General features: G+C 57.4%; 11 protein-coding genes and 3 tRNA genes. 6 read left to right on the top strand and 8 right to left on the bottom strand.

The window, feature by feature from the left end; genetic code table 11:
• Nucleotides 1-17: 17 nt before the first annotated feature.
• Complete coding sequence (locus ACMGGU_RS16670) at nucleotides 18-245, bottom strand: YgdI/YgdR family lipoprotein (RefSeq protein WP_008499648.1); 228 nt, start codon at nucleotides 243-245, stop codon at nucleotides 18-20.
• A gap of 192 nt (nucleotides 246-437) precedes the next feature.
• Between ACMGGU_RS16670 and csdA the strand changes: the two genes are divergently transcribed.
• Together csdA and csdE are read left to right on the top strand one after the other, a co-directional pair.
• Nucleotides 438-1,643 (top strand): cysteine desulfurase CsdA, encoded by a 1,206-nt coding sequence (gene csdA, locus ACMGGU_RS16675; RefSeq protein ID WP_420300756.1) that lies wholly within the window; start codon nucleotides 438-440, stop codon nucleotides 1,641-1,643.
• The gene (gene csdE, locus ACMGGU_RS16680; protein ID WP_420300757.1) at nucleotides 1,643-2,089 is read left to right on the top strand and encodes a cysteine desulfurase sulfur acceptor subunit CsdE; all 447 of its coding nucleotides are present in this window, start codon (nucleotides 1,643-1,645) and stop codon (nucleotides 2,087-2,089) included. Before csdA ends, csdE begins: the two co-directional genes overlap by 1 nt.
• Here csdE and tcdA read toward each other — a convergent pair.
• Both tcdA and mltA read right to left on the bottom strand, forming a co-directional pair.
• On the bottom strand, nucleotides 2,080-2,886 hold the full coding sequence (gene tcdA, locus ACMGGU_RS16685; protein WP_006811804.1) for a tRNA cyclic N6-threonylcarbamoyladenosine(37) synthase TcdA: 807 nt from the start codon (nucleotides 2,884-2,886) through the stop codon (nucleotides 2,080-2,082). The two genes, csdE and tcdA, sit on opposite strands and share 10 nt — an antisense overlap.
• A 75-nt stretch (nucleotides 2,887-2,961) precedes the next feature.
• Complete coding sequence (mltA, locus tag ACMGGU_RS16690) at nucleotides 2,962-4,059, bottom strand: murein transglycosylase A (protein WP_021241890.1); 1,098 nt, start codon at nucleotides 4,057-4,059, stop codon at nucleotides 2,962-2,964.
• A gap of 208 nt (nucleotides 4,060-4,267) precedes the next feature.
• Here mltA and ACMGGU_RS16695 point away from each other — a divergent pair.
• The 3 genes from ACMGGU_RS16695 to ACMGGU_RS16705 all read left to right on the top strand — a co-directional run bounded on the left by ACMGGU_RS16695 (nucleotide 4,268) and on the right by ACMGGU_RS16705 (nucleotide 4,586).
• A tRNA-Met gene (locus ACMGGU_RS16695) sits at nucleotides 4,268-4,344 on the top strand.
• Between the two features lie 44 nt (nucleotides 4,345-4,388).
• Nucleotides 4,389-4,465, top strand: a tRNA-Met gene (locus ACMGGU_RS16700).
• A 44-nt stretch (nucleotides 4,466-4,509) separates the two neighbouring features.
• Nucleotides 4,510-4,586 (top strand) — tRNA-Met (locus tag ACMGGU_RS16705).
• Between the two features lie 87 nt (nucleotides 4,587-4,673).
• On the opposite strand, the gene amiC is transcribed toward ACMGGU_RS16705, so the two are convergent.
• Nucleotides 4,674-5,927: an N-acetylmuramoyl-L-alanine amidase AmiC gene (gene amiC / locus ACMGGU_RS16710; protein ID WP_021242006.1), complete on the bottom strand. Its 1,254-nt coding sequence runs from the start codon at nucleotides 5,925-5,927 to the stop codon at nucleotides 4,674-4,676.
• Nucleotides 5,928-6,154: 227 nt separating this feature from the next.
• Between amiC and argA the strand changes: the two genes are divergently transcribed.
• Nucleotides 6,155-7,486 carry an amino-acid N-acetyltransferase gene (gene argA / locus ACMGGU_RS16715; RefSeq protein ID WP_023294467.1) on the top strand — a complete coding sequence of 444 codons (1,332 nt, stop codon included), beginning with the start codon at nucleotides 6,155-6,157 and terminating at the stop codon, nucleotides 7,484-7,486.
• Nucleotides 7,487-7,520: 34 nt separating this feature from the next.
• Here the strand turns inward: argA and recD are convergent, their stop codons facing one another.
• From recD to recC, 4 genes are all read right to left on the bottom strand, one after another.
• Entirely contained in the window at nucleotides 7,521-9,341 is a 1,821-nt protein-coding gene (recD, locus tag ACMGGU_RS16720) for an exodeoxyribonuclease V subunit alpha (RefSeq protein ID WP_395299554.1), read from the bottom strand.
• Nucleotides 9,338-12,880, bottom strand: coding sequence for an exodeoxyribonuclease V subunit beta (gene recB, locus ACMGGU_RS16725; protein ID WP_252077773.1), 3,543 nt, complete (start codon nucleotides 12,878-12,880; stop codon nucleotides 9,338-9,340). The genes recD and recB overlap by 4 nt, the downstream gene beginning before the upstream one ends.
• Complete coding sequence (gene ptrA / locus ACMGGU_RS16730; RefSeq protein WP_126533995.1) at nucleotides 12,877-15,759, bottom strand: pitrilysin; 2,883 nt, start codon at nucleotides 15,757-15,759, stop codon at nucleotides 12,877-12,879. The genes recB and ptrA overlap by 4 nt, the downstream gene beginning before the upstream one ends.
• Nucleotides 15,760-15,898: 139 nt before the next feature.
• Nucleotides 15,899-19,273, bottom strand: coding sequence for an exodeoxyribonuclease V subunit gamma (gene recC / locus ACMGGU_RS16735; RefSeq protein WP_063622383.1), 3,375 nt, complete (start codon nucleotides 19,271-19,273; stop codon nucleotides 15,899-15,901).

Raw genomic sequence — 19,273 nt, forward strand, 5'->3', positions numbered from 1 at the left:
TTTTCGCCTGCGATCGGTTAATGCTCGATCTCTTTCATCTCTTTCACGTCCGTGCGGTTGATCTGCTGCTTGTTCCCGTTAGCATCTTTGTACGAAATCATCCCGGTATCGTTATCGGTTGTCGGTTTCCCTTCCGAAACGATGGAACGACCATCGTTGGTGTGCATCACGTAGTTGTTACCGGAACAGGCGCTCAGGGCAAAAGTAAACGCACAGGCAGAGATGATTGCAGCTGTCTTATTCATGATTATTCTCCTTTAGCAATTAATGCTATTCAAACCTCGATTTATAACAGGCTAAAACATCCGCCTAACACTATTTAGCATAACCTGCTTTTTTGGGGTCATCAGGATAAGCAGACAATTCCGATAGATATCAACCTCCTTGCCCTGCCGCTGAAATTGCGCGACGATCGTGATATTGAAATGAGGAATCCCATGAACGCTTTCAGTCCTGCGCAGTTCCGCGCACAGTTTCCGGCGCTGGCCGATGCCGGTATTTATCTGGACAGTGCCGCCACCGCCCTCAAGCCACAGGCGGTCATTGACGCCACGCAGCAGTTCTACAGCCTGAGCGCCGGGAACGTGCATCGCAGCCAGTTTGCCGAAGCGCAGCGATTAACCGCGCGCTATGAAGCGGCGCGCGATCGGGTTGCGCACCTGATCAATGCCGAAAGCGGGAAGAGCATCGTCTGGACGCGCGGCACCACCGAGGCCATCAATATGGTGGCCCAGTGCTACGCGCGCCCGCTACTTCAACCGGGCGATGAGATCGTCGTCAGCGAGGCGGAACATCACGCCAACCTGGTGCCGTGGCTGATGGTGGCCGAACAAACGGGTGCACGTGTGGTGAAGCTTCCGCTTGGCGCAGACCTTCTGCCCGATGTGGCCCGTCTCCCCGAGTTAATTACCCCCCGCAGCCGCATTCTGGCGCTCGGACAGATGTCCAACGTTACCGGTGGTTGCCCGGACCTGGCTCAGGCTATTCGGATAGCCCATGCCAGCGGGATGCTGGTGATGGTCGACGGCGCGCAGGGCGTGGTGCACTTCCCCGCCGACGTGCAGGCGCTGGATATCGACTTCTATGCTTTCTCAGGGCACAAGCTCTACGGACCAACCGGTATAGGGGCGTTGTACGGCAAGCCGGAACTGCTGGCAAAAATGACGCCGTGGCTCGGGGGCGGCAAGATGATCACCGAAGTGACTTTTGACGGTTTCAAAACGCAGGATGTGCCTTACCGCCTGGAAGCCGGTACGCCGAACGTGGCGGGTGTCATTGGCCTAAGCGCGGCGCTGGAGTGGCTGGCAGAAACAGACGTTGTTCAGGCTGAAAGCTGGAGCCGGGGACTGGCGACGCTGGCAGAGGAAGAGCTCAAAAAGCGCCCGGGTTTCCGCTCGTTCCGCGTTCAGGACTCAAGCCTGCTCGCCTTTGATTTTACGGGCGTGCATCACAGCGACATGGTGACGCTGCTGGCCGGGTATGGCATCGCCCTGCGCGCCGGGCAGCACTGCGCGCAGCCGCTGCTGGCGGCGCTCGGCGTGAGCGGTACGCTGCGTGCCTCGTTCGCGCCCTATAACACACAAAGCGATGTTGACGCGCTGGTCGCTGCCGTTGACCGCGCGCTTGAAATACTGGTGGATTAATGATTCACGCTGCTTTAGCCGGACATCCGTTTGGCACCGTCATCACTGAAGAGACGTTAAAACAGACCTTTGCCCCGCTTTCACAGTGGGAAGATAAATATCGCCAGCTGATTCTTCTCGGTAAGCAGTTACCAACCCTCTCTGACGATCTCAAGGCGCAGGCGAAAGAGATTGCAGGCTGTGAAAATCGCGTCTGGCTGGGAGTGAGCGTGTCCGGTGAGAAGCTGCACTTCTTCGGCGACAGCGAAGGCCGCATCGTCCGGGGCCTGCTGGCCGTATTGTTGACGGCAGTGGAAGGGAAAAGTGCGGCGGAACTGCTGGCGCATTCGCCGCTGGCGTTATTTGATGAGCTGGGGCTGCGCGCGCAGCTCAGCGCCTCGCGCGGTCAGGGGTTGATCGCGCTCAGCGACGCGGTACTGGACGCCGCCCGTCAGGCTCAGGCCTGACGTTCCGCCTTCGCCATCATCTTCTTCAGGGCGTGAGACACCGCCACAAAGCCGAAGGAAGCGGTCACCATGGTGGCCGCGCCAAAGCCTGAGGCACAATCCATTCTTTTTGGCCCTTCCGCCGTGCTTTTCATCGCACACACGGAGCCATCCGCCTGCGGGTAGACCAGCGCTTCGGTCGAGAACACGCAGTCAACGCCCAGCTTGCCTTTGCTGTTTTTCACAACATTAAAGTCGCTTTTCAGGCGTTCACGCAACTTGGCGGCAAGAGGATCCTGAATGGTTTTCGCCAGATCGGCCACCTGGATCTGCGTCGGATCGATTTGCCCGCCCGCGCCGCCGGTCGTCACCAGTGGGACCTTGTAACGACGACAGTAGGCGATCAGCGCGGCTTTTGGACGCACGCTGTCGATGGCGTCAATCACATAGCTGTAGCCTTTGCTCATGTACTCCGCGACGTTATCTGCCGTCACAAAGTCGTCGATCACCGTCACGCGGCACTCCGGGTTGATCAAACGGATGCGCTCCGCCATGACCTCAGATTTTGCCAGGCCGACGTTATCACGCAGGGCGTGGATTTGACGGTTGGTGTTGGTGACGCACACGTCATCCATATCAATCAGCGTGATTGCGCCAATACCGGTTCTCGCCAGCGCTTCTGCGGCCCACGACCCCACACCACCAATGCCCACGACGCAGACATGCGCATCCGCAAACAGCTGCAGGGCTTTTTCACCATAGAGACGTGCCGTGCCGCCAAAACGCTGGCGCCAGGCATCGCTGATTACCACAGACATAACACCTCAGATGTAAAAAGGGTGAGGTTCTCCTCACCCTGAACAGTAATCCGTATTGCGCTCAGAATACCACAATCAGCCGCTGAATACGTTTCCGGCACCCGGTGCGGCCTTCAGTACCCACACGCGTCCGTAGTGGTTATACCAGCCTGCACGGTGGCCTGCATCCGGGCCAATGCCCTGATAGATATCGAAGTGCTGACCTTTGATCGCGCCGCCGACGTCCAGCGCCACCATCAGACGCAGCTCATACTGGCCGTTGAACTTGCCGTTGTTGTCCAGCAGCGGGACCTCAGCCAGCAACGTGGTGCCCGCAGGAATAATCGAACGATCCGATGCCACCGACGCACGGCCAATCAGCGGTACCGCACTCGCCCCTTTCACCGGCGCGAAGTTTTGCGGTTTAAAGAAGACAAACGACGGGTTCTGCTCCAGCAGCTCACGCACCTCAGCCTCGCTGTGCTTTTCGCCCCACTCGCGGATCGCCTGCATCGACATGTCTTCTTTCTTCACTTCGCCGCGGTCGATCAGCACTTTGCCAATACTGCGATAGGCGTGGCCGTTTTTACCGGAATAGCTGAAGAAGTTAAGCGGTGAACCGTCGCCAAAATCAATGTAGCCGCTGCCCTGAACGTCCATGATGAAGTTATCCATCAGGGAGTTGCTGTAGGCCAGAACGTAATTTTCACTCAGCGCACCGGCGTAGATTTCGGCGCGCGACGGCAGACGACCGCGTTTTGGCGGCATACGGTAGATAGGGTACTGGAATTCACCCTGACGCGTGTGTCGCGCCTGGATAACCGGGGTGTAGTAGCCGGTAAACTGAACGTTGCCGTAATTATCGGCCCCTTCCATCTGCCAGGCGTCGATACCAAACTGGCGCATGTTGCGCGTATCGCCGCCCGCCCGCAGCCAGTCCTGTACCGCGCTATAAACGTTATTCTGTGCGCTATATAAACGCGGTGACGCGTTGCGGATCTGGTAGACCTGCTCGGAGAAATCACCGGCATTAATCGGTGCGCCGACAGCATCAGGCTGATTAACTAAAGAGAAAGGCTGGGATAACTTCCCGTCTTTATACTGTTGACCGCGATCGGTCGGTTTGGAAGAACAGGCCGCAAGAATCGCTACCATTGCGCCCGCCATCAGATACTTCGCCCAACGTCCTTTCATTCTGTCTCGTCTTTAAGTTGCCCATTTCCGCGTGATGAAGATAACAAACCGCCAGGGCTAATGAAATGCGATCGCATGCCCTTTGGCAAATTTTGCGCAAAAAATAGTCCAAACAGCGCCATGTCGTTCAATTTGCATACAAAATCATGATAAATGTGAAAAAGGGGTTGCATCACAAACCTATCCGAGTATAGTGCGCATCCACGGACGCGGGGTGGAGCAGCCTGGTAGCTCGTCGGGCTCATAACCCGAAGGTCGTCGGTTCAAATCCGGCCCCCGCAACCAATTAAAATTTGATGAAGTATCTTCTACGACAGTAGAAAGACGGACGCGGGGTGGAGCAGCCTGGTAGCTCGTCGGGCTCATAACCCGAAGGTCGTCGGTTCAAATCCGGCCCCCGCAACCAATCAAATTTGAAGAAGTAAGCTTCTACAAGAGTAGAAAGACGGACGCGGGGTGGAGCAGCCTGGTAGCTCGTCGGGCTCATAACCCGAAGGTCGTCGGTTCAAATCCGGCCCCCGCAACCAACACTTCTAAAACAATAAACACCCTTAAGGGTGTTTTTTTGTATCTGTCGTTTGTGAATTTGCCGGGCGTAAACCCGGCCAAAAGATCTACCCGCGCCGCGCCAGCGTCGCCCCGTCAGAGAAATACGCACGAATCCCTGCCAGAATCGACTCCGCCACTTCCTGCTGGAATTTTGCCGTCTTGAGCTTACGCTCCTCTTCCACGTTACTGATAAACGCGGTTTCAACGAGGATGGACGGGATGTCCGGCGCCTTGAGTACCGCAAATCCGGCCTGTTCAACGCTGTTCTTATGCAGCTTATTGATGTTGCCCAGCTTGCCCAGCACCGCTTTACCAAACTTCAGGCTGTCGTTAATGGTCAACGACTGCACCATATCGAACATGGTGTGGTCGACGTAGCGATCGCCGCTTTTGCTCACGCCACCGATCAGGTCCGAGGCGTTCTGAGTGTCCGCCAGGTATCGCGCGGCGGTACTGGTTGCGCCTTTGGTTGAGAGCGCAAACACCGACGAGCCGCTTGGCTGACGGCTGGTAAACGCATCCGCATGGATTGAGACGAACAAATCTGCGCGCTGCTTCTGCGCTTTCGCCACCCGGACCTTCAGCGGAATAAAGACGTCTTCATTACGCGTCATATAGGCGCGCATATTGCCTTCTTTATCAATCAGCGCCTTCAGACGACGGGCAATTTGCAGAACCACGTCTTTTTCACGCGTGCGGTATTTCCCCACCGCACCGGAGTCTTCGCCGCCGTGGCCTGGATCGAGCATGATCACAATCGGACGATCGCGCCCTGCTTTCCCCGGCTGCGGACCGCTTTGCGCCGGCGGAACCTGACGCTGCAGATCGCCCTTGTTGTAGTCCTCCAGCAGAGCGAGAAGCGGATCCTGAATATCCGTCGCATTGGCCGGGTAGAGATCCATGACGAGGCGCTCTTTGAACGTCGCGACAGGCGCCAGGGCAAACAGCTGCGGCTTCACGTTCTGCTTCAATTCAAACACCATGCGCACGGTTTGCGGATCGAACTGCCCGACGCGCGCCGATTTAATAAACGGATCGTCGCCGCGGATCTGCGCCGCCATCCCTTTCAGCACGGAGTTGAGGTTAACGCCTTCGAGATCCACCACCACACGTTCCGGGTTGCTTAGGGCAAATTGCTTATATTTCAGCACGCGATTGGATTCGACCGTCACGCGCGTATAGGTCGACGATGGCCAGACGCGCACCGCCACGACCTGACTGGTGGCGGCAAGACCGACCTGACTGACGCTAAGCAACCACATTGCCCCGGCCCCTTTTAACAAACGGCGGCGGCTTATTGCTGAATTGGATCCCGACATGCTTCTCCCGAGCAAGAACACTGACTGATATACAAAATGTCCAGATTGACCGAAAACTTTAACGAATGACGCATAAACTGTCATCTATAAAAGGGTAAACAATCATACGCTAACGCACGGATTACTTATCATTTTCTGTGGGTCGCGGAAAATTTGCGCTTGCACACGCGGCCACAATCGAATAAAAATACAGAAATTACGAATAAACATTCATTAAGGGTTGTGCCATGGTGAAGGAACGTAGAACCGAACTGGTCCAGGGATTCCGCCATTCTGTTCCCTATATCAACGCCCATCGGGGAAAAACGTTTGTCATCATGCTTGGCGGCGAAGCCATTGAGCATGAAAATTTTTCCAGCATCGTCAATGACATTGGCCTGCTGCACAGCCTGGGGATCCGCCTGGTGGTGGTCTATGGCGCGCGCCCGCAGATCGACGCCAACCTGGCCGCTCACCACCACGAGCCGATTTACCACAAGCATACCCGCGTCACGGATGCCAAAACACTTGAGCTGGTGAAGCAGGCGGCAGGCCTGCTGCAGCTGGATATTACCGCTCGCCTGTCCATGAGCCTGAACAACACGCCGCTGCAGGGCGCGCATATCAATGTCGTGAGCGGCAACTTCATCATTGCCCAGCCGCTCGGCGTGGACGATGGCGTGGATTACTGCCACAGCGGCCGCATTCGTCGTATTGATGAAGAAGCCATACACCGCCAGCTGGACAGCGGAGCCATCGTCCTGATGGGCCCGGTCGCCGTTTCTGTGACCGGCGAAAGCTTTAACCTCACCTCAGAAGAGATCGCCACGCAGCTGGCGATCAAGCTGAAGGCGGAAAAAATGATTGGGTTCTGCTCCTCCCAGGGCGTCGTGAACGATGAAGGAACGATCGTGCCGGAACTCTTCCCGAATGAAGCCCAGGCCCGCGTGGAGGCGCTGGAAGCCGAAGGCGATTACTACTCCGGCACCGTCCGCTTCCTGCGTGGTGCCGTGAAGGCCTGCCGCAGCGGCGTGCGCCGTAGCCACCTGATCAGCTATCAGGAAGATGGCGCCCTGCTGCAGGAGTTGTTCTCCCGCGACGGTATTGGTACGCAGATTGTCATGGAGAGCGCGGAGCAGATACGCCGCGCCACCATCAACGATATCGGCGGTATTCTGGAACTGATCCGCCCGCTGGAACAGCAGGGTATTCTGGTGCGTCGTTCACGCGAGCAGCTGGAGATGGAGATCGACAAATTCACCATTATTCAGCGCGATAACCTGACCATCGCCTGCGCCGCGCTCTATCCGTTCCCGGAAGAGAAGATCGGTGAAATGGCCTGCGTGGCGGTGCATCCTGATTACCGCAGCTCTTCACGTGGTGAAATGCTGCTTGAACGCGTGGCGGCACAGGCGCGCCAGATGGGGCTGAGCAAGCTGTTCGTCCTGACGACGCGCAGTATTCACTGGTTCCAGGAGCGCGGGTTCACGCCAGTGGATATTGACTCCCTGCCGGAAACGAAGAAAGAGATGTACAACTATCAGCGCCGTTCAAAAGTGCTGATGGCGGACCTGGGATGATACGACGCCCTCACCGTCCGGCGAGGGCGTTCGTTCAGAGGGACTCAAATATCGCGCCCAGCCCGCTTCGGCGTTCCGTGCGGGTGGCAATCGCCTGCACCAGCACGCGTTCATCGGTATACAGCGACAGGCGCTGACGCGCGCGCGTAATGGCGGTATAGATCAGCTCGCGGGTAATGACGGGGGAAAGCTGCGTGGGCAGGACCAGCGCCGCGTGGTTAAACTCGGAGCCCTGGGATTTATGCACCGTCATCGCCCAGGCGGTTTCATGCTCGGGCAAACGGCTGGGCTGGAAAGACTTCACGCTGCCGTCCGGCATCTGGAACCAGACGCGCAGGCCCTGGCCGCAGTCGAGCGCAATCCCGATATCCCCGTTAAACAACCCCAGCGCGCTGTCGTTACGGGAGATCATCACCGGTCGCCCTTCATACCAGCGCGAGTGCGGGGTACGGTTAATTTTGCGTTTTTGCGCCAGCAACTGTTCCAGCCTGTCGTTAAGACCCCGGACACCAAAGGGACCTTCCCTCAGTGCACAGAGCAGCTGATATTCACCAAATGCGGCAATGACCTGCTCCGGCGGACGCTGCTGTTGTACCCCCGTCAGAAAGTGCTGATACCCCTGCAGGGCATCATACAGCATCGCCTGATACGCCTCCCCGCTTTCCAGCGATTTTTTCTCAATATCCGTAAAGGTTCCGGCAAACACCGCGGAGGTGGCGTGCCTGTCTCCCCGGTTTACGGCCGCCGCAAGCTGGCCGATACCGGAATCGCTGCCGAAACGGTAGCTTTTCTGCAGCAGACACAGGCTGTCGCGCAGCGCGCCCGCAAGCGAGTGGCTTTCAGAGGTGAGCGTACATCCGGTGAGACGGGCGAGCTCCTGGGCGCGTTCAGCGGTATACCCCAGGCTGGCATAGTTGCAGATATCGCCCAGTACGGCCCCCGCCTCCACGGAGGCAAGCTGGTCACGATCGCCGAGAAAAATGACGCGCGCGTGCGGCGGTAGCGCATCAATCAAACGCGACATCATCGTCAGGTCAATCATCGACGCTTCATCCACCACCAGCACGTCAAGGTGCAGCGGATTACCGGCATGATAGCGCAGACGCTGGCTACCCGGCTGAGCGCCAAGCAAACGGTGTAGCGTGCTGGCTTCGTTGGGGAAAAGCGCAAGCTGCTCCCGGGTAAGCGGCAGCTTTTGCAGCGCGCCGCCTAACGACTCCGTCAGACGCGCCGCCGCTTTACCGGTGGGGGCCGCCAGGCGAATACGGCACTTTTGCTCGCCCGATAACTGAATCAGCGCGGCAAGCAGTTTTGCCACGGTGGTCGTTTTCCCGGTGCCCGGACCGCCAGAAATCACCGAGATCCGACGCGTTAAGGCCACTGCAGCCGCCACTTTTTGCCAGTCTGTCGCGTCGTCAGAGGTAAACAGCGCATCCAGCGTTTGCCGGAGCCGCGTTTCATCGCAGGGAAGCGGCGCGTTGGTCTCGCTGAAGAAGCGCGCCACCGTCAGTTCGTTACGCCACAGCCGGTTAAGATACAAACGCTCGCCGACCAGAATCATTGGCGTCCCGGTATCGGCTCCGCTCACGGCAGGCGAACGGCGTAATATCGCCTGCCAGTCCACGGCGTCACCCAGCAGCGCGAAACACGCCTGTAAAGCCGGAGGCATTTTCTCATCCACCGCCAGACGCGACAGCGGCAGACATACGTGCCCCTCCCCCGCGTCTTTGCTCAGAATGGCGGCGGCAAGCATGACGGCAGGCTCCTCGCCTGCCACCATCATGGCAAACTGCACGTCCAGGTGGCGCAGTAATCGTTGTTCAACCGCGTCCAGCAGTAGCGCCTGCATCGTCATGCCACCTCCTCCGTGCCTGCAGCAAACAGGTTATCCATTTTTTCAATCAGTTCCACAGCCGGACGCGTGCTAAAGACGCCGGAACGCGGGTCGTTGGCATCCACGCCGCGCAAGAACAGGTAAATCACGCCGCCAAAATGCGCGTCGTAACGGTAATCGGCAATACGATGGCGCAGGTAACGGTGCAGCGCCAGGGTATAAAGCTGGTACTGCAGATCGTAGCGATGCATTTGCATAGCCGACGCCATCGCCTGTTGGGTATAGGCTGTGCTGTCTTCGCCCAGCCAGTTCGATTTGTAATCCAGCAGGTAGTAGCGCCCGTCGTGGCGGAAAACGAGGTCGATAAAGCCTTTTAGCATCCCCTGCACCTGGCGGAAGTTCAGCGGCGGGCATCCGGCGGATAACGGATCGTACTCGCGGATCAACGCATCAAGCGCCTCGGCCCTGAGCGGGCTGGCGATGGGGAGGTAAAACTCCATCTCCACCTGCTTATCTTTGGCGGTCAACTGTCTAAGCGAGATCCCCTGCGCGGTGAGCGGAGCATGCAGAACCGCGCGGATCCAGTCGGTGAGAACCGGCTGCCATTGCGCGTCGTAACCACCGCTCTGTAACATCTTTAGCACCCACTCTTCGGAAACCGGCTGGGTAAAATCCAGTTCTTCAAACAGGCTGTGCAAAAACGTGCCCGGCGAGGCGCCGCGCGGGAACTGGTGCGGCGTCAGCACCGGCTCAACGGGTACGCTACCGGCGCCTGCGGCATCCACGTCCAGTTTTGGCATCAGATCCTGCGCAATACTCTGCCCGTGCTGTTGTAAGCCGGAGTAGCTGGTCACGCGCCAGTCGTCGGCAATCGTGCGTACCACCCGACGGGCATGGAGATCTGACTCGTGCGGCTCCGGCATGTGCCAGCGGCTGTTGTCGGGCAGCGAAGGAATATGCAGGGCAACATGCTCAGAACAAAGGGATTCGATGCACTGGCGCAGGCCCGCCGCGTCTTTGGGTTCACCCTGCTGAATAAGCCGCCCCAGCGCGCTCAGATGAAAATCGCTCTCCCCGCTCTTTTCGCCCCGACGCCGGAACAGCGGCGCAACGCCCAGGCTGCAGTGCCAGACCGAGCGGGTTAGCGCCACGTAGAGCAGGCGTAAATCTTCCGCCAGACGTTCGGCCTCTGCCAGCTCAACGCTGGACTCCGCGTTGCTGAGATCGAGCACCGCCTCAAAAGACTCGCGATCGTGGTAAAAAGCCTGATCCTGCACACGGTAATTGGCGATAAACGGCAGCCAGACCAGCGGATATTCCAGGCCTTTCGACTTGTGGATGGTGACGATCTGCACCAGATGTTTATCACTCTCGAGGCGCATCTGCTGGCTGGAGGAATTGCTGTTCGGATCGGCAATCTGCTGCGCCAGCCAGCGCACCAGGGCGTGCTCGCTCTCCAGCTGCGTACCCGCTTCCTGCAAGAGTTCGCTGATGTGTAAAATATCGGTCAAACGCCGCTCGCCACCTGCGGTAGCCAGCATATTCTCCGCAATGTGGCGCTGAGCCATGAGCTCGCGCACCATCGCCATCACGCCGCGCTTCTGCCATCTTTCCCGGTAGTGGACAAATTCCTCCACCACAGCATCCCACGCGGCTTCGTCATTGTTGAGGGTATCAATATCGCGCGCGTTCAGTCCGAGCATCGCGCTGGCTAATGCGCTGCGCAGCGTGCTTTCTCGCTCCGGGGCCAGCACGGCCTGCAGCAGCCATAACATCTCCTGCGCCTCAAGCGTTTCAAAGACGCTGTCACGGTTCGAGAGGTAGACGGAGGGGATATTCAGTAACGTCAGGGCGTCGCGGATGAATGCGGCCTCCTGACGGCTGCGCACCAGAACCGTAATATCCGATGCCTTTACCGGGGTGGGGTTATCCCCCTTCCACAGCAGCGCCTCGCCCCGCGCCCCGGCACTGAGCCAGTCACGGATTTGCGCGGCACAGTGCTGGGCCATGGCATTTTGATAGTCGGCAACGCCGCAGCCTTCCCCCTCCAGCAGCCAGAAGTTCATGGCAGGCTGCGTCACGCCGTTAAACTCGAAGCGCAACGAGGCATTTTTCGGGGCAAATTTTACCGGCTGAAACGGGATCTCCCGGAACATAAACGCCGTATCCATACGGCTAAACAGCGCGTTGACGCTTTCCACCATGCCGGGAGAGGAGCGCCAGTTAGTATCGAGCGTGTAATGCGCGTCAACCTCGCTGCGAGCTTTCATATAGGTGAAAATATCCGCGCCGCGGAAGGCGTAGATGGCCTGTTTCGGATCGCCGATTAACAGCAGCGCGGTGTCGGGCTGCTGGCGCCAGATACGGCGGAAAATGCGGTACTGCTGAGGGTCGGTGTCCTGAAATTCATCAATCATCGCGACCGGGAAGCGGGTGCGAATCGCGGCGGCAAGCGCTTCGCCATTCTCACTGCACAGCGCCGCATCCAGGCGGCTCAGCATATCGTCGAAACCCAGTTCACCCCGGCGGCGTTTCTCGCGCGCCACGGCTTCACGAATTTCGGTCATGGCGCGGGTGATCATCAGATCGTTGAGCGTGAGGGGCTCCGCCAGCAGGGTTTCGATCGCCACAAACAGGGGATGCTCAGGCACAATGCCGTCGGCTTTGGTCCGCTCAGCCAGGAAACGTTGGGAGAATTTCTCCAGCGCGTCCGGGAGCTGATAGCTCCGCGTCTCTTCCTGCGCCCAGGCGCTGATCTTATCGATCCATTTTCCCTGATTGCCGCGGTTGAACTTGCGACGGTCAATCCCGGAATTTTCGATAATGGCGTCAATCTCGCCGACTGACTCCATCCATTTTTGCTTGATATCCGCAATTTTCGCGATGATTTTTTCATGCCGCGAGGCCAGGGTTTCATCTGCCGGCGGTGGGGATTTGATGACCGGCGCTTCCCCCTGCAGATAACGATCGATCGCGCGCAGCAGCGCTTCCGGGCCTTTCCAGAGTGCATGTACCGCTTCGGCAATATCACGCTGTAAGGGGTAGCAGTGGCGACGCCAGAAATCCGCGCAGGCCTGATAGCGAAGCACGGACTCATCTTCAATGAGCTGCTGTTCGAACAGCATACCGGACTCGAACGCATTCAGGCTCAGCATGCGCTGGCAAAAACCGTGAATGGTAAAGACGGACGCTTCATCCATCTGCCGTTCAGCGAGCAGCAGCCACTGGGCGGCCTGTTGCTTATCGGCAATCTCTTCCAGAAGGCTGGCGTAGAGGGGGTTATCCGTGCTCTGACGCAGACAGGCAATGCGCAGCTCGTGGATATTGGTACGAATACGGCCCCGCAGCTCCGCGGTAGCGGCCTCGGTGAAGGTGACCACCAGCAGCTCTTCCACGCTCAAAGGACGTGGAAAAGCAGCGTTGCCGCCAAGACCTAACAGCAGGCGCAGATAGAGGGCGGCAATGGTGAAGGTTTTTCCCGTTCCCGCTGAGGCTTCAATCAATCGTTCACCCTGCAGAGGTAAACGTAAGGGATCAAGGGACTCAGCGGTATCGGTCATTCTTTCTTACTCCAGGGCATAGATTGCTGCAGCGCGCTGACGCTCTTCCAGACTTTCCAGCCTTTCGGGTTTACGTACTCCGTTTTCCCGTACTGGCTACCGGAAACCTGAGACAGGATGGTGATACCCTGCGGCTTAATGACCGCCTGATGGAAGAAGTCGGCAACCTTCTGCGGCGTCAGCTGTTTTATCTCGGCCACTACTTTATCACGCGAATCAAATTTCAGATTACCGCGATCGAAATCTTTGCTCAGCTGCGAGGCTTCTTCACCCAGCGTCTGCGGCGGCTGCATCACCTGCGCGATAACGGCCTGCTGGATCTGGGCAAACTCTTCCGGCTTCATGGCGCGCAGTTTTGCTTCCACCTGCGGGAAGAAGGCCTGGTAACGCTGCCAGAGATACGCCGGTTGTTTATCGCTGCTTTGCAGCAGGAAACCCAGCCCCCACTGACGACCGACGTTCATGGAGAAGGCAAACACCGCGTAGCCAAGCTGCTCCTCTGTGCGTAACTGGTTATAGAACCAAGGCTGAATAATCTGTCCCAGCACGGCGCTCTGCGCTGAACTGGCGAATTCATCATAGCCCGTTGGCACAAAGACCGCGGCCAGCGCGGAATCCGTGCTGTTGCCCGCCTTTTCAAAAATCACATTCTGTTTTTTCTCAACCAGCACGTCCTGGTTGCGGCACCACTCGTCGCCTTTAGAGCCGAGCTGAGTGCGAACATTCTCCGCCAGGGTTTTGGCCTGCTCCTCACTCATGTTGCCGACGATCAGGAACTCCGGACGCGTGTTGCTTTTCAGCGCATCGCGGTACGCGAGCACGTCTTTTAAGGAGATGGAAGGCAGCAGCGCGCGGCGATCCTCACGCTGGAAATAAGGAACCTGTGACAGCATTTGCGCCGGCATAAGCGCCAGATCGTAAGCCTTGCCCTTCTCGGCAGAATCCATCATCTGGGCATACCAGGATTTAGCCTGCTCAAGCTGCTCTTCCGTCGGCGTGTAGCTGAAGTAGCCCTCCAGCAGGGCCTGGAACAGCTGAGGCAAGCGCTGGGTATAGCCGTTTGCATTAAGCATCAAACCGTTATTGGCGTTGGTGGAGAAGCTGATCCCGCCCACGGCGGCCTGGTTGCTGAGCTGATCGAGCGCGATACCGGCGAGATAGTCATTGAGCGCGAACATCACCTGATTTTTGGCGCTGTTCATGGCTTTCGGGTTACGCAGCACCACGCTGACATCGGCTTTAGGCTCACTGGCGAAATAGCGGCTTGGGGTATACACGACGCGCAGCGTTGGCTCATCAATGATGAGTTCCGGGTGCGGGTAATCTTTCGTTGTTTTGATCAGCGAGAAGTCATCCGGAATATAGGGGTTCAGCTCCGGCAGCTTCAACGCAATCTCCCCGGCCTTTTTCTGCCAGTCGGCGAAGGTCTGAGCGCTGATTTTATCCACCTGATAAGGGGCATCGACAAAATACGCCGTCTTGTTATGCGGTTCGTTCGGACTGATGTACCAGATGCGGGCATTCTCCGGCGTCATCATCGCCAGGCGAGCTTTTACCGCCCCGGCATCGTACCGGTCGGCAATATTCACCGCGTCGAGAGTATGTTCCACCGGCACGCGGATCATGGTATCCGCCAGCCACTCCACATAGTCCATGTCGCGGGTGATGGACGGGTAGCGGAAATCAAGATCCAGCACGTGCGCGAGTTCATCAAAATAGCGCTTATCGACGCCTTTTTCGCGCAGTAAAGCGAGGTAGCTAAAGATAGCAGCCACGACTTCATCGCGGTTGGCCTGTCCTTTGTCGGTCAGGGTCGCGGAGATCGCCAGCACGCCGCTATTGCCGTTCACAACCGGATCGGAGTCGGCGCGAATGCCTTCCGCCAGCCCCTGCTTTTGCAGCCAGTCAGACAGCGTACCCGGGCTACGGTTACCAATCAGGTAGGTGACCAGCTCATCGGTTTTACTGCGAAACTGCGCCGTATTGTTATCAATGCGGAATTCCACGCGCAGCACTTTACGCGGCATAGCAGGAACGTAGTGGATCACGATACCTTTTTGCGCATCCGTGACCACCGGAACGGTGATTTGCGGCAGGTCGATATTTTTATTCGGCACCCGGCCAAAGGTTTTGGCCGCCATGGCTGCCAGCTCTGGCAACGGTTTATTGCTGTAGATGACCGCCTTCATCAGGTTGGCGGAGTAGTATTTATCGCGAAACGCGTGCAGGGCATCCAGCACCGGGCTGTTCGGTTTGTCGCTCAAGGTTTCCAGGTTACCGCCGGAGAAGCGCGAGCCCGGGTGCGCAGGGTTGATGGTTTCGGCACTGACCTGCGCCATGCGCATACCGTCTCGGGTGCGGGCCATGGTCAACTCGGCATTCACCGCGTTGCGTTCACGCTCGGCGTATTTTTTATCCAGCAACGGCGCGGCGATGGAATCAGCGAGGCGATCGACCGCCCCTTCCAGCGCATCATTTTCAACTTCGAGATAAAAGGCGGTGCGGTACGGTGCCGTACTGGCATTGTGGCTGCCGCCATGCATCTTCAGAAATTCGGACAGGCTATCTGGCTGCGGGTATTTTTTTGACCCCATCAGCGTCATATGTTCCAGATAGTGCGCAAGACCAGGATGAGCGTCAGGATCTTCCAGCGACCCAACCGGCACCACTAATGCCGACAGGGATTTCACCGCCTGCGGGTCGGAAACCAGCAGCACGGTCATCCCGTTATCAAGGCGAATAGCCTGATATTGACGGGTATCTTTTTCGCTCTTACGGATAGTTTCCTGAACGGGTTGCCAACCGGAGTCTGCGTGAGTGACGGGCGCCCAAAGGGCAATAAACAAAACAAACGCTTTAAACAAGGTGCTGCCTGGCATTACGACCTCTTTATCACGGCTACATCATTAACAAACTGCGTGCTGGACACGCCAACATCTCTTTCTTTGGGTACATCAGTCCGTGATAAGAAATGCATCATAAATGAACACCCTTATCTGCGCAATTTTTATACAGCGCTCAGGACTGATTAAATTTAAACAACGGCAGCAGGTAGCGCTGCGCCTCTTCCGTGATAGCCTCCAGGTATTCTGGCTCGAGCGTTCGCCACAAACGCTGATACCAGACATCATCCCCTTCGCCCCGCACCATCATGTTTCCTTCGTAGGCCTGCATAAATTTGCTGCGTGCTTTCTGCAGCGAAGCCTCATCCGTTAACATCGCATCATTCTGCGCGTCATAACAGGCTTTTATCCAGGCGCCGCCACTTTCCGGCAGTAACAGGAGCGGTTTGTTCATTCCCTGTCGGTAGCCCTCAATGTACAAAGAGAGATACCCTAACGCCTGCTCGGCTTCCATCGGCGGGAAGCGCCACTCGCCCTCTTTGCGCACGAAAATCCGGCTTTCGCCTTTATACCCACCCGCACTGTAGACAAGATGTTCGAGCCAGAGTTGCAAACCCTGGGAAACGCTGAGCATAGAGGGTCGCCAGCGCAGCAGCCCATCCGGCTGAACCTGGGTTAACCAGCCCGTGAGCTGTACCCCGTTGCAGTTGAGATCGATTTCAATACTTTTCCCTGGCTGTCGGCACGCTCGTACGCGCTCTGCCAGGGCGGTCATCTCCTGACACTGCGCCTCCCAGACGATCTCCCCAAACGCTCCGTAGGGCAGCTGACCTGCAGCACGGTAGCGGCGGTAAAGTTTGTCGGCATCTTCCTCTTCAACCAGCGCGTTCAGCAGCTGCAGATTTAACTGATAGCGCTCCAGACCTTCCAGCGTAAACGGCTCTGCCTCAGGAATTTCGCTCTCTTCAGAGCGGAAGTTGACCTGCAGTCGTTGCTGGAAAAAGGCGCGCACCGGATGCGCCCAAAACCGCTGAAGCTGCTCGAAGGTCAGAGTGTCGATAGGGCGCGGGGCAAGTTCCTGAATGAAATCGGTATGCGCATTCCCTTCCTTTTTCGCCGCCGGCAACCACTCAAGGGCGTAGCTCTGGCGCTCGCTGGCAATATAGTTCACCGGGTCAAACGGCATGCGGCTGTGGAAACAGGTGATATGGGCTTTCACCCTCTGCTCGCTCTCATCACAGTTGCGCTCCTCATCTCCCGGCAGGTAGTGGCTCTGGCCGATATAGTCCACCAGCTCCTGCACCAGTACGGAGGGGAAACGCTCGCTGTTGTCCTGAATGGAACGACCGATATAGCTGATATAGAGCTTACTCTGCGCGGAAATGAGCGCTTCCAGGAAGAGATAGCGGTCATCATCACGGCGGCTACGATCGCCCCGTTTTGGGTTTGCGCTCATCAAATCGAACCCCAGCGGCGGCAGCGCGCGCGGATACACACCGTCGTTCATGCCAAGCAGGCAGACCACCCTGAACGGGATAGAACGCATGGGCATCAGAGTACAGATATTGACAGGACCCGCCAGGAAACGCTGGCTGATTCGCTCCTGGTCAAGCCGCTGCGTCAGCTCATCCCGCAATAGCGACAGCGGGATGGCCTCGTGGTAGTAGGAATTCACGCCTTCGTCGATGATAGCCTGCCACTGGGTTTCAATGAGCGCCATCGCCGCTTCGGTGTCATTGTCCGGCAGGAAGAAATCATTGAGTAGCGCCCTGCAGACAGGGAGCCATTCTTCAAGTGGACGCGGCTGCAACAGCGCATATCGCCAGCGGTTAAGCTGCATTAATAGCGATGCTAAATGCCCCACCAGTTCAGCAATTAACCCGCTGGACTCATCGTAAGGCAGCACCTCATTCCACTCGCCCTGGCTGCTTTCCATGGCATAGCCCAACAGCATACGCGTCAGGCCAAATCGCCAGGTGTGCTGCCCGGTAGGGGGAAGCTCGAATTCCTGAACGTTATCGTCATCGATCCCCCAGCGTACGCCAGACTCGTTAACCCACTGACGAAGGTAACGCAGCCCCTCTTCATTGATGTTGAAGCGTGCGGCCAGCACGGGAACATCCAGCAACGCCAGGACATCTTCGGAGATAAACCGGCTATCCGGCAGTGACAGGAGAGTGATAAACGCCTGCAATACCGGATGCGACTGGCGGGCACGACGGTCAGATATCGCGTAAGGCAGGTATCGCTCGCCCGTCGCGCTGCCAAAGACGGCCTGAATAAAGGGACTGTAGCTGTCGATATCCGCCACCATCACTACGATATCGCGTGGCGTCAGGTCGGGATCTTCCTGCAGCATCGCCAGCAGCTGGTCGTGAAGCACTTCGACCTCACGCTGCGGGCTGTGGCAAACGTGGATCGTGATGCTGCGATCGTCAGGATCCAGTTTTCGCTTATTGTCGCTGCGTTCGAACTCGTTCGCCGTCACACCCATGACGGCACGGTTTTCCAGATCCAGAATATCTAACTGGATATTATGCAGCAGGCTGTCCGGGGCGATCTCAACAAAGGCATCCACGTCACCTTCCCCTGAGGAAGTGATGTCTGAAAGCATGTGAATGTAGTCACGCCCCAGCTTTCCCCATGAGGCAAGCAGCGGATTGGGCAGGTTCTGAATACCGTCTTCATCGAAAAGCTGCCCGGCCGTCGAGCCGTCTTTAAACAGCGGGATGGATCGTTCTTCAAAAAGGCGTTTTCGTTGGCGGGTCACCAGCCGTGCCAGCCAGCGTTCGTCGAGGATATCCCCCCAGTACTGTCGGCAAGGGTTGGTAAACAAAATATGGATATCAATATGTTTACCCAGCGCATTCAACGCTTTCAGATAGACAGGGGGTAATGCGGATATTCCGCAGATAAATACGCGTGACGGCAGTCGGGCCGGGCGCTCCGACGCATTTTCAAGTATCGAGATAAACCGATCGTAGAGATTGGCACGGTGCCACTTAGGCTGGCCCAGTTTCTCCGTATGCTCTACCAGGGCTTTCCACAGCGGGGCCTGCCATATTTGCGCCTCCGGCAGGCCTTCAACCAACTCGCCCGCTTCCCAACGAATTAACCAGTCAGAGCGATAAACAAGGTATTGGTCGTAGAGATCGGCGGTGCGCGACGCCAGCTGGAACAGCTTGCGCTTGTCGGTATCGTCATTGAGGTAGTGACGCAGCATGGCAAATTCATCGTGCTGCAGCATTTCCGGCAGCAGCGCCATCAGCTTCCAGCTCATGGCCTGCTTGTTGAACGCGCTCTGCTCCGGGATATCCGGCAACACGCGGACAAACATCTCCCAGATGAAGCTCGCCGGCAGCGGAAAATCAATATTCGCGGCAATACCAAACTTGCGGGAAAGCGACATTTGCAGCCACTGTGCCATACCGGTGCTCTGCACCAGCACCATTTCAGGCTCAAAAGGATCGTCAAGCCGCTCGCGCTCAACGATAAACTCCATCAGTGCTTCCAGCACATCCAGACGATTTGAGTGGTAGACCCTTAACAT

The organism is Enterobacter sp. BNK-8, from assembly GCF_048685095.1.
GTDB classification, from domain to species: Bacteria; Pseudomonadota; Gammaproteobacteria; order Enterobacterales; family Enterobacteriaceae; genus Enterobacter; species Enterobacter quasiroggenkampii.